The sequence below is a fragment of the Burkholderia sp. BCC0419 genome, from assembly GCF_902830285.1.
Classification (GTDB): domain Bacteria; phylum Pseudomonadota; class Gammaproteobacteria; order Burkholderiales; family Burkholderiaceae; genus Burkholderia.
Genome location: NZ_CADESR010000012.1, coordinates 91,614 through 104,700, shown reverse-complemented (window position 1 = coordinate 104,700; position 13,087 = coordinate 91,614). Strand labels below are relative to the sequence as shown.

The 13,087-nt window shown below is 65.9% G+C and carries 11 protein-coding genes and 1 pseudogene; 9 read left to right on the top strand and 3 right to left on the bottom strand.

Going from position 1 to position 13,087, the window contains the following annotated elements; translation table 11 throughout:
* The first annotated feature begins 80 nt into the window (after window positions 1–80).
* The 6 genes and pseudogenes from HWW87_RS33255 to HWW87_RS33230 all read left to right on the top strand — a co-directional run bounded on the left by HWW87_RS33255 (window position 81) and on the right by HWW87_RS33230 (window position 4,302).
* Entirely contained in the window at window positions 81–617 is a 537-nt protein-coding gene (locus tag HWW87_RS33255) for a Tautomerase enzyme (RefSeq protein ID WP_175823856.1), read from the top strand.
* A gap of 13 nt (window positions 618–630) precedes the next feature.
* Window positions 631–1,068 (top strand): hypothetical protein, encoded by a 438-nt coding sequence (locus HWW87_RS33250; protein WP_175823855.1) that lies wholly within the window; start codon window positions 631–633, stop codon window positions 1,066–1,068.
* 55 nt (window positions 1,069–1,123) lie between these two features.
* A pseudogene (locus tag HWW87_RS33245) lies at window positions 1,124–1,693 on the top strand (amino acid racemase); the annotation flags it as partial.
* A complete protein-coding gene (locus HWW87_RS33240) occupies window positions 1,611–2,453 on the top strand; it encodes a hypothetical protein (RefSeq protein WP_175823854.1) in 843 nt (280 codons plus the stop codon). The pseudogene HWW87_RS33245 and the gene HWW87_RS33240, both read left to right, overlap by 83 nt.
* 3 nt (window positions 2,454–2,456) lie before the next feature.
* Window positions 2,457–3,068 carry a hypothetical protein gene (locus HWW87_RS33235; RefSeq protein ID WP_175823853.1) on the top strand — a complete coding sequence of 204 codons (612 nt, stop codon included), beginning with the start codon at window positions 2,457–2,459 and terminating at the stop codon, window positions 3,066–3,068.
* 163 nt (window positions 3,069–3,231) lie between these two features.
* Window positions 3,232–4,302 (top strand): zinc ribbon domain-containing protein, encoded by a 1,071-nt coding sequence (locus tag HWW87_RS33230; RefSeq protein WP_175823926.1) that lies wholly within the window; start codon window positions 3,232–3,234, stop codon window positions 4,300–4,302.
* Between the two features lie 68 nt (window positions 4,303–4,370).
* Here the strand turns inward: HWW87_RS33230 and HWW87_RS33225 are convergent, their stop codons facing one another.
* From HWW87_RS33225 to HWW87_RS33215, 3 genes are all read right to left on the bottom strand, one after another.
* A complete protein-coding gene (locus HWW87_RS33225; RefSeq protein ID WP_175823852.1) occupies window positions 4,371–5,405 on the bottom strand; it encodes a succinylglutamate desuccinylase/aspartoacylase family protein in 1,035 nt (344 codons plus the stop codon).
* 248 nt (window positions 5,406–5,653) lie between these two features.
* Window positions 5,654–5,929 (bottom strand): hypothetical protein, encoded by a 276-nt coding sequence (locus tag HWW87_RS33220; RefSeq protein WP_174430802.1) that lies wholly within the window; start codon window positions 5,927–5,929, stop codon window positions 5,654–5,656.
* A gap of 259 nt (window positions 5,930–6,188) precedes the next feature.
* Window positions 6,189–7,739: a sensor domain-containing diguanylate cyclase gene (locus tag HWW87_RS33215; RefSeq protein WP_175823851.1), complete on the bottom strand. Its 1,551-nt coding sequence runs from the start codon at window positions 7,737–7,739 to the stop codon at window positions 6,189–6,191.
* 511 nt (window positions 7,740–8,250) lie between these two features.
* Between HWW87_RS33215 and HWW87_RS33210 the strand changes: the two genes are divergently transcribed.
* From HWW87_RS33210 to HWW87_RS33200, 3 genes are read left to right on the top strand one after another with little or no spacing between them, the layout of a single operon-like run.
* Window positions 8,251–11,130: a molybdopterin cofactor-binding domain-containing protein gene (locus HWW87_RS33210; protein ID WP_175823850.1), complete on the top strand. Its 2,880-nt coding sequence runs from the start codon at window positions 8,251–8,253 to the stop codon at window positions 11,128–11,130.
* Window positions 11,127–11,822 (top strand): (2Fe-2S)-binding protein, encoded by a 696-nt coding sequence (locus HWW87_RS33205; RefSeq protein ID WP_175823849.1) that lies wholly within the window; start codon window positions 11,127–11,129, stop codon window positions 11,820–11,822. The genes HWW87_RS33210 and HWW87_RS33205 overlap by 4 nt, the downstream gene beginning before the upstream one ends.
* Window positions 11,819–13,078, top strand: coding sequence for a cytochrome c (locus HWW87_RS33200; protein WP_175823848.1), 1,260 nt, complete (start codon window positions 11,819–11,821; stop codon window positions 13,076–13,078). The genes HWW87_RS33205 and HWW87_RS33200 overlap by 4 nt, the downstream gene beginning before the upstream one ends.
* Window positions 13,079–13,087: the final 9 nt, after the last annotated feature.

Below are 13,087 nucleotides of genomic sequence, written 5' to 3'. Positions count from 1 at the left end.
GGCGATCCTGCCACTTATGGTCGCGCCAGTAAACCCCGATCATGGCCACATCCGACGAACCGAAAAACAGGAGCAGCACCATGCCGATGATCGATGCACTGTGGCCCGAAAACGCGTTGACGCCCGAGGCCGAGGCACGCCTCGTCAAGGAACTGACCGACATTCTCATCGAGGCGGAAGGCTATGACCCCGCCAGTCCGATCGCACAGCGCGTCACCGTATTCCACCTTCATCGACCTGCCGCGATTTACATCTGCGGTGAGCGCGCGGACACGATCCGCTACCGGATCATTCCGTCCGTCCCCGAAGGGCAATACACAGACGAATCGCGCCGCTGGCTCGTCAGGCAGGTCACGGAGGCGGTGGCCCGCGCGGAGAACCAGCCGTTCGACGACGTCGCGCCGCGCGTCTGGGTCTTCCCGACCGAGATCCCGGATGGCGCGTGGGGCACACGCGGCGCGATCTGGACGCTGCCCGCCATTCATGCGCTGCTGGCGGGCGAGTCCGAACGCGGCGCGGGCGTTGAGCGTCTCGCACGACGTCGCCGCGAAAAAGCATGCATCACGCTCGAAGCGGCTCGCAATGCCGCTATCGCCGGCATCACGAGCAAACCGTAACAGGAGCGCCCGCATGAAATTCAACGACACAGCCCCCGTGATGGCGCCCGCCGGCGGTCCGCCGCTCTGGCTGACGGGCCTCGCCGAAAACGCGACGCTCGAAGCCACCGTCCTGAAACGTCCGATCGAAGGGCGCGCCGATATTCTCTCCGTGATCAAACACGCGGTCTCGCTGTACGAATTCCAGCATCACAGCTACAAGGGTGTGATGGGCGACGGTTTGTATCTGGAGTCCTATCGGTCCCGGATCCAGGGCATGCCGATCGAGACGGTGGTCGTCGCGCATCTGAACGACAAGGGCGAGACAGATTCCGTGGTCATCAACCATCGCCCGCTCGAAGCGGCGATGCTGTTTTCCAGACTGATGGCGGAACGCGTCGACGAGCGTTTCCGCGGTTGCTATCTGACGGAGCCGGAAGCACGGCCGCACGATGAAACGGCATCTTCTTGATCCGACGATAGCGTCTGTACTCGTCGCTTCTGCTGCGTAACATGCGGGAGCACGAAAGCTGCTGATTTGCTCGAACACGACGAGCAATACCTGCGATCGGCTTCAACGCAGCTTCGACTTGGACATCGTCAACATCATCGACGCGACCCGGTCGCACGTTCTGAATCGCGGCTATAGACGTGTTGGATTGTTGGGAACCCGGTACGTGATGGAGCGCGAATTTTATCGAGAGCGGCTTGAGTCGGCCGGTGTCGAAGTGGTGACGCCTGAAGCAGGCGACCGCGCCGTTATTCACAACATCATCTATCGCGAGCTGTGTCATGGAATCTTCTCCCAAGTATCGCGCGATATCTTCATGGGAGTCGTGAAGCACTTCGCGCTGTCCGGCGTCGAGGCCGTGATTCTGGGATGCACGGAGATTCCGCTTATCCTTCCGAACTTCAGTTTCCATGGCGGAATTGCGGTCATCGATTCCATCGACGTACATCTCGATTCGGCACTCGGCGTATCGAGCCATAAATCCACGATTGAGGACAGCGACCTTGAGCTTGGTACAGGCCGAATTTTTTCTGGTAATCCTGCTGCTCGTCACCGTTCGGACGCTACTGTTCAAGCGGGTCGTTAACGACATCGATCCCGATGCCACTTCCCTATGTGTAGGGCTCGGTACAGTCGTGAGCTGTACTGTACTGTGGTCGATTCTGGCTGCAGTCGGTCGAGCACCAGATCTGCACCCGCATCTCGGCGGCATCGGTGCAGGTTTGATTAAGGGGGCGTTGCTCGCTGTGCTGATGGGTATGCAACAGCGTCTCATCGGGCGGAGCTTGTCCGCGACGACTTATACGTTCCCAATCGCGATCGGGTTCATCGCGGCAGTCGAATCGTGGGCATTTGGAACCCGTCTGACGCCGGGCGGTGTCGCCGCGATCGCGATACTGTTTGCGGCCGGGGTCGGATTTGCCATGTTCGGTCATCTCGCGGTGATGCCAGCCGCAGACAAGCGGCGGTTTGCGTGGATGATCGTGATAGTCGTGGGTTTCGCTGTCTGCGACAAGGTGGGTATTCCGCGCACCGGCTGGCTTCCCTATTTGTTCTGGACTGGTATCGGCAATGTTCTCGCGGCATGGTTCGTCCGGCGCACGCTCTTCCGCATCCACGTTCGACCGCTCCTGTTTGTCGGCGCAATATGGGCTCTGCCCGAGTTATTCTTCAATTTTTCATTACAGACGATCCTGCCCGTCGCATTTGGCTACCTGGCGATTGCCCTCCGTGTCCCGTTGCTATTGGGCGTCTCGGCTATTCTCTACAACGAAGGCAAACTTCGCGAGCAGCTTGCTTTTGGCGCAGTGGCAGCCATAGGCGTCGCACTTCTGTTCATGGGATGAAAAATGATTGATGTACCGTATTTTTCCCAATGGGAATCCAGGACCCTGATCTCACGATTCCTGTCGCGCGAATTGCGCGCTGAGGAAGATCCGCTCTGGCGTAACTCTGGCGCCAGCAGCCCGGACGAGTATGCGCAATGGAGCCCACATATTTGCGGCATCGCGTGCCTGAAGATGTTGCTGGCACATCGCACCGCGCGAGTGATTCCGCTGTTGGAACTCGTGCGTGAGGCCATCACCTTTGGTGTCTATCAACCAGAGATGGGCGACAAAGGAAAGCGCCTGCTCTACCGACCATTCGTAAACTGGATCCGCGAACGCTTTCAGATTGAAGGTCGTGTCGTCGAGCATATGGAATCGTCTACGGTCGAGCACAGTTTGCGTGACGGATATATGTTCATGGCATCTGTTCATCCTGGCATCCGGCATGCCGGGGTTGAGCCTCCCTCCCGTGGCGGGCACCTTGTCCTGGTGCTTGGCGTCAATCCCGCGACCGACGAGTGGGTTTTCCACAATCCGTCAGGCTTTGAACATGACACGCAGGAAAACGTATCGATGCAGCGAAGTACATTCGATCGCTATTTCGCCAACAGGGGGATTTTGATTGCGCCATGAACGCGCAAAAGGCGCCCGGATCGCGTAGAACGTATTAACTCCGTCACTACATTAACCCTCGTCTACCGAGGTTCGCGACTGTAATCGACGGAGAAAGAGACGATCGACGGTTGCATCAAGATTGAAGACAATGGCAACCATTCCAACAAACGGGAAAAAAACAATGATGACTTCCGGCGACGGCCTGACCAGCCCGGCGCGGCTCCTGCGACTCGCGTCATGGGTGATCGCGATCATCTTCGCCGTCTTTCTGAACATGCTCGGCAGTCTCGTGATCCGCGACATGGCGTTCGCCCCGAGCGGTGGCCCGCCGGTCGTCGAGCAATTCGCCGATGCGCCGACAAAAGCACGGCTGGACGCGGCGCGGCGCCAGCTGCTGGCGCAGCGCGACGCGCTTGCCGAGAAGGCCGACACGATGGAAGTGGCGCGCAGCCGCGCCGCGAAGGAGTACGCGGCCGAGAAGGAGAGTTTCCGCAACTGGCTGGCCACTCGCGCGGTGACGGGGGACGGTGCGAGGGACCCGGACATTCTCGCGAGAACGCGCAAGCTCGATGCGCTCCAGGCAGTGGTGGTCAACTGGCAGCATCAGATCGATGCGATCGGCGACCAGCAACGGGCACTGGCATCGCAGCAAACTCGAGTCGACACACAAATCGCCGAAGCGGACGCAGCAGCCGAACGTCGCTTCGACGAGGCAACCCGGCGCTACGAGATGCAGGTGTTCGGACTGCGGCTCGCGCTGACGCTGCCGATCCTGCTCGTCGCGACCTGGCTGTTCATCCGCTACCGCAAGGCGCGCTACTGGCCGTTCGTGTACGGTTTCGGCCTGTTTGCGCTGAGTGCGTTTTTCATCGAACTGGTCCCGTACTTGCCGAATTTCGGCGGCTATGTCCGGGTCCTGGTCGGCATCGTGCTCACGGTATTCGCCGGTCTTTACATGATGAAGGCATTTCAGCGCTATGCCGAACGCAAGCGGCTCGAATTGCAGCAGGATCAGGGCGAACGCGCGCGCACGATCGGATACGAAAAAGCCGTGCGGTCACTCGAGAAAAAGCGTTGCCCGTCATGCGACAAACAATGGAATCTCGGCGGCGACGACTCCACGTTCTGCGTGCATTGCGGATTGAAACTTTTCAATGTATGCGAATGCGGGGGCCGGAATTTCTTCTTCTTCCCGCATTGCCATCAATGTGGCGTGGCGCAGGGAAATGAGTCGCCGGTGTCCTCCGACTGACGATCAGCGCGTACGCACCGGCGTCGGCGTACGACGTACGACGGTCGTGAACGCGTCAGTCGGCTTCATCACCCGATGACACGCGGCGGCGTCGACAACTCCGCCAACTGAAACAGACAATCCCCGCGCCGCACCTGCGCGGGCACGCGCTTGCACACCACCTCTCCATCGCCGTTGAATCGGTGCAGCACCGGTTCGCGCAACGGCGTATCGGGGAAATGCACCCACGCGGCCGGCTGCCCGGCCTTCACCTGGTCGCCGAGTTCGACGAGCGGTTCGTACAGCCCGCGCTCGTACGCATAGACGAAATGGCGATCGCCGTCGACGCGCATGAAGCGCGTGACGGTCGGCGGCGCGTCGGGCACGAGCGCGCCGTGCAGCAGCCCGATATAGCCGAGGTAATGCAGCAGCCCGTGGCGGCCGAGCCGGATCAGCGACGGATCGGCCATGCCCGCGCCGCCGAGTTCGGTGACGATCGAGATCGCGCCTTGCCGGCGCGCGGCCGACGCCGAATGCACGGGATTCGGCGCATGCAGCAGCGCATTCTGCAACCCGAACGCAACCAGCAGCCCGTTGAGTTTCTCGGCTTCGTCCGCGTCGAGCGGATCGATTGCGAGCATGTTGCCGCCCTGGTACAACAGCGAGCTGCCGCCCGAATGCAGGTCGACCAGATACTGCGCGCGCGACAACAGCGCGTGCTCGATGTAGTGGGCGATCATCTGCGTCGGCGTGCCGGTCGGGTCGCCGGGAAAGCTGCGGTTCAGGTTGCCTTCGTCGAGCGGCGACACGCGCTGGCCCGCATCCGCCGCCGGGAAATTCGCCATCGGCAGCAGGATCAACTGCCCGCTGACCATGTCCGGCTCGATCTCGCGCATCAGTTGCGACACGATGATCTGGCCTTCGTACTCGTCGCCGTGGTTGCCGGCCATCACGAGCGCGACCGGGCCGTCGCCGTTGCGGATCGATGCGATCGGGATCGGCAGCCAGCCGTAGGCGGAGCGGTGCACGGAGTGCGGCAGCCGAAGGTAGCCCGCGTGCTTGCCTTGCGCGTCGAGATCGATTTCGCAGTGAATGGGATTTCGGGGAGAGGAGGAGGCGGTCATGGCGGTATCGTTCGATGAACGGAATCTGCCATCTTATAGGGGAAACCGGCACCGCGCGGCGCGCCGGGCGGGATCGACCGGGATGCGCGTGACGGCGGACGGGCGCGTTGCCGGACCTTGCCGGGCCGATACGCGCGACCGCGCGATGTTGCAGCGATGAACGCATGCCGGCACGCCGGCCAACTGCATTCACGTGTCGGATTTCGCGCCGAGCCCTTGTCGCGACAGGCCCGGCGCGTGCAACGGGCTTACCGGCCGGATGTTTCAGCTTCGAGACGTCCTTCTTCCCACAGTGCCCAGAAACGGCTGCCGGCGCGATACGGATTCGCGCGCCGCGCGGCGTGATCGGCGACGCCCTGACGAAACGCGCCGTACAGCGTGAGCGGCGGATTGTCGATGCATTCGGCTTCGTACGCGGCCGGCATCCGGCGGTCGGACACGAGCCGGCGGATCAGCAATGCGCCGTCGATCACAGCCTGTTCGTCGATGATTTCGGTTCGTGCGAGGACGTCGACGGTATTCATGTTGGGCTCCCTGAAACGTTCTTTCCCCATCAAGGAGCAATAAGAGTGCCAGCGACGAAATGCAGGCCGCGGCCGCGATCGTGCGGGCTTCTGCCGTCATCGTGCTGCGTGCCGGACGGCGATGTTACGGAACACGTCACGTGACACGCGAACGCGCGGCGCCACGTGCGAACCGGCAAAACGTTGCGGGATTGAATCGTCGGGAGGAGGCGGCAGGCACGGAAAGAGCGGATGCGGGCGTGGTGCGCGCGTCGCCGGCTCAGCTTGCGGTGGCCGGCGCCATGCGGCGGCTGCCGCTCGAATAGAAGCAGTAGATGCCCTTGCCGGCCGACTTCGCGTCGTACAGCGCGCTGTCGGCCTGCCGGATCAGCTCGTCGGGCGAGCCGTGTCCGTCGTCGAGCGCGATGCCGATGCTGATGCCGATGCAGACGGTCTCGCCGATCGACAGCGCGTACGGCGCCGAAATCTGCCGGATGATCCGCGCGGCGAGGATCGAGCATGCGTGCATCGTCGTGTCGTCGATCGCGACGACGAATTCGTCGCCGCCGATGCGTGCGGCGAGCTCGCCCGGCGGCAGCGTCTTGCCGAGCCGCTCGGCAACCCGCGTGAGCACTTCGTCGCCGGCCTGGTGGCCGAAGCGGTCGTTGATCGACTTGAAACCGTCGAGGTCGAGATACATGACCGCGAACGCGGGGCTCGGCAGCCGCGGCCGGCGTGCGAGCATCCGCTTGAGCTGCGCATGCAGTTCGTGGCGATTCGGCAAACCCGTCAGCGCGTCGTGCCGCGCGAGGTGGCGGATGTGCTGTTCGGTCCGGCGGCGCGCGGTGACGTCCTCGACGATGATCACCGCGTTGCCGTCCGGCACGCGGTGGCGCGTCAGTTCGAGCTGGCGGCCGTCGGCGAGCGCGATGTCGAGCGGCCCGGGCTCGTGGCGGCTCAGCCAGCTGTCGCACTGCGCGGCGAGGCCGGCGCCGCCGGGATCGGTCACGGCATGGGCGCCGAGCGCGGCGACGACCGCCGGCAGCGGCGTATCGAGCACGATCTCGCGCGGCGAGCCGAACAGTTGCGCGGTGCGCCGGTTCGCGACGATCACGCGGCTGTCGCCGTCGATCATGCACAGGCCGTGCGGCATGTAGGTGAGGGCGGCGTCGAAGCGGGCGACGAGTTCGGCGTTGCGCTGGCGCGCGGCGATCAGCGCGACGAGCACGCGGTAGTGGCGCTGCACGACCGTGCGCATCGCCGCGAGATAGATCGCGAGCGGCGGCACCAGCAGCCACGCGCCCGGCCGAGGGGCCAGCAGCGCACCGACGCCGATCGGCAGCACGCCGAGCGCGACCTGCGTCATCGCGAGCCGCGGCAGCGCCGAATTGCGCGACGCGATCCCGCCGAACACGCCGCCCGCGACCATCACGGACAGCGTGCCGAGCTCGACGTCGGCGGCCTGCACGCAGCCCATCACGCCGAGGCCGAGCACGAAGCACGCGACGAGCGACACCGGCGCATAGCGCCTCGCCCAGTATTCGGCGCGATCGTCGCCGGCGTTGCGCCGCACCGTGTACGCCCGTGCGATCGACAGGCGCGCCATGAGCAGGCCGACGTCGGCGACGAGCCATGCGAGGCACCACAGCTGCTGCAGCCGGAGCAGCGCGACGGCCGCGACGAAACCGCTCGCGAGCCCGGACAGCGCCATCGGGCGCACGTCCTCGAACAGCGTCACGAGCATCGACGGACGCAGCGCGGCCGTCACGCGGTGGTTGCCGGAAGGGGGAGTGGCGAGAACGGAGTTCAGGAGAGACGCCCTGACTGCCATGGTTGTCGACCTCGACACGATGTCTCGATGGCTGGCGGCGCCCGCACGGCACGTGGCGGACGCCCGGCCGAGCCGGATGCGCACGACATTACCACGAAAAACCGGCGGCGCGGGCCGGCTGGCAGCGCCGCGCATCGCGTCGAACGCCAGTCGTCAACCACGGCTGCGGGAGGCTTGCGGATTCGGCGGCGCGAAGGCAGCATCGTTGCGAACGGAACGATGTACGGCGGCCGACCGGAGACCGGCCGCGATGGGTGGCGTACGGGTTCGCCGGGCGTTGTCGATGCCGGCCGAAGCCGGACGCGACGGCATCCGGCCGTACGCAAACGGCCAACGGATCGCCCCGCGACCACCCGCCGCAGGCCGGCTGAATCTCGTTATAAGAAATCCAATAAGTATTTCATGCGGGAAATACTATGGGCGATATATCTAAAACAATGCCAGAATGCGCGCCGCTCCGAACGCCGCGACACCCGATCGCCGTCCGAGCCGCCTCAGGAGGTTCCCCCAAATGAAAAACCACGGCCTGTCACGGCGGGGTTTTCTGAAAGCCAGCGTGCTGGCGGGCGTCGCGGTCTACGTCGCGCCCATCGGCAGCCGCGCGTTCGCGGCGCTCTTCGAAGAAAAACTCCTCACCCCGGTCAAATGGGATAGCGTCACCGGCATCCCCCAGTTCCGCATCGACGGCATCGCGAAGGTCACGGGCTCGAAAGTGTTCGCCCGCGACGTGCGCGCCGCCGACATGCCGCACTGGCCGCAGCAGCAGTCGCACGCGCTGATCCTGCGCGTCACGCAGGCCGACCGCACGTACGAAGGCTTCGACCTGTCGCTGCTCGGCGACGAGCTGAAGCCGGACCGCGTGGTGACGGCCGACGATCTCGCGCGAGACGGCGTCGCGTTCCCGGCGTTCTACGGCGACGACATGCTGTTGCCGCCCGGCAAGACGCCCGCGTATCTCGGCCATGCGGTCGCGATCCTGATCTATCACGACTTCGCGCGCTTCCGCTTCGCGAAGAACGCGCTGAAGTTCCGCGACGACGTGATCCGCTACGGCGCGGTCACGGGCCCGCTCGAGCGCGATCCGTGGGGCACCTTCCGCTACGTGCGCGTGGGCGGCAAGACGGCCTATGACGACGACGTCTATTCGAGCCTGAAGGACGCGCCGATCTTCCCGAGCATGATGCGCAAGCACCTGCCGGTCTGGCCGGACGGCAAGGAGCACGGCAAGCTCGACGAGCAGGGCATGTTCCTCGCCGGGCAGATCGCCGGCGAGCTCGACCATCCGTCGGCCGACTGGCTCGTGTTCGACCGCGAATACAACACGCAGTCGGTCGATACGGCCGCGCTCGAGCCCGACAACGCGAACTGCTGGTACGACGCCGCGACGCAGTCGCTGCATCTCGTCGTGCCGACCCAGTCGCCGCTCGAAGTGTCGGAGAACGCGGCCGCGATGGTCGCGAAGTGCCGCTTCCCGGTGAAGCAGCTGTTCGTGCATCCGTGCTACACGGTCGGCTACGGCTCGAAGGATCACTTCAACGTGCCGTTCTACGGCCTCGTCTGCGCGCTGTACGCGGACGGCCGCCCGGTGCGGTTCGCGAACGACCGCTACGAGCAGTTCCAGACGTCGCTGAAGCGTCACGCGTTCAAGATGCATTACCGGATCGCGGTCGACCGCAACACGGGCCTGCTGCAGTCGTTCAAGGGCGACTTCGAGGCGAACGGCGGCGGTCGCTCGAACTTCTCGCCGTCGGTCGCGATGGTCGGCGCCACGGCCGCGCAATCGATCTACTACTTTCCAAAGAGCGACCTCGCGGCCGTTGCGATCGCGTCGCGCGCGATCGACGCCGGTTCCGCACGCGGCTACGGCACGCTGCAGAGCATGGCCGCGACCGAGATGGCGGTCGACGAGATCGCCGCGCAACTGAACATCGACCCGATCGAGTTCCGGCTGCGCAACGCGCTGCGTTCGGGAATGAAGAACACGCAGGGCGCGATTCCCGCCGGCGCGCTGCGCGTCGACGAAGTGCTGGAACGCGCGAAGCAGCATCCGCTGTGGACGCGTCGCGCCGCGCGCAAGGCCGAATTCGAGGCCGCGCATCCGGGCAAGCGCTACGGCGTCGGCTTCGCGTGCGTGCAGAAGGATTTCGGCACGGGTGCCGAGGCTTCGTTCGCGAAGGTCGAGTTCGACGAGCACGGCAAGGTGTCGCTGCAACACACGGCCGCGGAGATCGGCACCGGGATGTCGACGTCGCAGGCCGTCGCGGTCGCGAAATGGCTCGGCCGGCCGGCGACCGACGTGCGCGTGGCCCTGACCGAATGGCCGGACCTGCCGGTCGAGACGAGCGGCGATCCGTACCTGATGTCGCAGGCCGACCAGGACCGCCTGAGCGCGAACCCGCGCTGGTCGCCGGGTTATGCGTCGCCGTCGAGCGCGACGAACTCGGCGTACTACTTCACGCACAGCACGCGCGAAGCCGCGCGCGCCGTGTTCCGCTACGGGCTGTGGCCGGCCGCGATGTCGATCTGGACGCGCGGCCTCGGCGGCGGCCAGGCCGCGCCGTACACGATTCGTATCGAGGACGCGCGCTGGGTCGACGGCAAGCTGACCGCCGACGGCCTCGAGCCGCTGACGTTCGAGCAGCTCGCGAAGCAGGCGCATGCGCTCGGCCTGCCGACCGGCGCCGTCGTGCACGTGTTCAACCGCTGGCAGTGGACCGACGCCGAATTCGAGGTAGGCGGCGCGGTCGAGCGTCTGCCGATCGACGGGCTGTCGCTGCGTGTCGGCGTGCCGAAGACGGGCGCCGACGACGGCCCGGTGCCGGGCACCGCCGCACCGGCCGGCGCGACCGCGCTGCGCGGCACGCTGCCGCCGACCGCGAACGGCTATCGCGTGCTCGATCGCAAGCGCGTGTTCATCCCGCCGACGAGCCGCAACAACGCGGCCGTCACGTACTACACGGCGGTCGGCACGCTCGTCGAGCTGGCCGTGCACGAAGCGACCGGCAAGGTCGAGCTGCTCACGCACCACTCGATCATGGAATGCGGCAACCAGATTTCGCCGCAACTCGTGTCGGGCCAGCTGCAGGGCGGTCTCGCGATGGGCATCGGTCATGCATTGCACGAGTACCTGCCGCTCTACGAAGACGGCCCCGGCAACGGCACGTGGAACTTCAACCGCTACCAGCTGCCGCGCGCGTCCGACGTCGCCGTATGGACCCAAACGGGCGACGTGCTGCCGCCGCTGTCCGAGACCGATCCGCCGAAGGGCGTCGCCGAAGTGGTGATGATCCCCGTCGTCGGCGCGATCGTGAACGGCATCGCGCACGCGATCGGCCATCGTTTCACCGACCTGCCGGTGACCCCGCAAAAGATTCAGGAGGTGCTCGCATGACGACCGCCCAAACCGCGGCTTCGGCCGCGAGCGCCAGCGCGGCTGCGCCCGGCGCTTCCGCACCGGCGGCGGCTTCCGCCGCACCGGCGTCCGCACCCGCCGCGCCGGCATCGGCACCGGCTGCCGTCGAGCGTCCGCTCGTCCGGTTCCAGCAGAAGCCGCTGTCGGTCAGGATCAACGGCAACGCCGTCGGCCCGATGCAGGTACCGGAAGGGCTGATGATGATCGAGTTCCTGCACGAGTACCTGGGCCTCACCGGTTCGCGGCTCGGCTGCGGGCAGGGCATCTGCCACGCGTGCGTCGTGATTGTCGACAAGCCGGACGGCACGAGCGAGGAAATGCGCACCTGCCTTACCGGCGCGCACTTCTTCCACGGCCGTTCGATCCGCACGATCGAAGGCCACGCGAAGCGCAACGAAGCCGGCGAAGTGGTCGAGCTGTCGCCGATCCAGCAGAAGTTCCTCGAGCACTTCAGCTTCCAGTGCGGCTATTGCACGCCGGGCTTCGTCAACGCGGCGACCGTGCTGATCGAACGCCTGAAGCGCGAGCCGATCGCGAAGGCCGACGTGGAACGCACGATCACCGACGCGCTCGACGCGCATCTCTGCCGCTGCACGGGCTATGTCCGCTACTACGAAGCCGTCAAGGACGTGGTGCTGACGACGCCGGGACTCGTGAAGGACGCCGCATGAAACGCACACTCGCTCATCGCGTCGCGCGGGCCGCGGGCCTGCCCGCGCTCGCAGCGGCCTGCGCGCTGCTGCTCGCCGCCTGCGGCGGCCACGACGCGCCGGCGTCGAGCGCGGCGTCCGGTGCGCCCGGCGCCGACCCGGTCGCGCGCGGCCGCTATCTCGTCAAGGCCGCCGACTGCGCGGCGTGCCACACCGCGAAGGACGGCGCGCCGTTCGCCGGCGGCGCGGCGCTCGAATCGCCGTTCGGCACGTTCTACGGCTCGAACATCACGCCCGACAAGGACCACGGGATCGGCAACTGGAGCGCGGACGACTTCTACGCTGCGCTGCACGACGGCAAGGCGCCGGGCAAGCGCCTGTATCCGTCGATGCCGTACACGTCGTACCGGCAGCTCACGCGCGCCGACGCCGACGCGATGTACGCGTACCTGATGACGGTCAAGCCGGTCGCGCAGGAAAACCGCGCGCACGACCTGAAGTTCCCGTACAACCTGCGCTTCGGCATGGTGTTCTGGGACATGCTGTTCCTGAAGGACAGCCTGCCGGATGCGTCGGCCGGGCAATCCGCCGACTGGCAGCGCGGCCGCTATCTCGCGGGCGCGCTCGGCCACTGCGCGGAATGCCACACGCCGCGCGCGTTCACGGGCCAGCTCGACGGCGCGAAGCCGCTCGCGGGGGCCGCGCTCGGCCGCGTGGCCGCGCCCGACATCACGCCGGCCGGCCTCGCCGCGCGTGGCTGGACGGCCACCGACCTGCAGGCGTTCTTCGGCGTCGGTATCGCGCCGCAAGGCTCGGCGTTCGGCGAGATGTATCCGGTCGTGCACCTGAGCACGCAGTACCTGACGAAGGACGACCTGCGCGGGCTGTCGACGTACCTGCTCGGCGATACGCCGCCCGCGCCGCAGCCAGTGAAGCCGGTGTCGGCCGATGCCGCGCAACTGGCGGCCGGCCGCTCGGTGTATCTCGCGGTCTGTGCCGGCTGTCACGGCTTCAACGGCGAAGGCAAGCCGCACGTGGCGGTGCCGATGAACGGCAACTCGACGGTGCGTCAGGCCGACTCGCGCAACCTGCTGGTCGCGATGCTCGACGGCATCGACGAGCAGAAGTTCGCCGGCTTCGAAAACCTGCAGCCGATGCCGGGTTTCGCGCACACGCTGAGCGACGACGAACTCGCGCAGCTCGCGAACTACCTGCGCGCGACGTGGGGCGGCCAGCCCGCGAGCGTCACGCCGGCCGACGTGAAGGCGATGCGTTGAGTCGCGCCG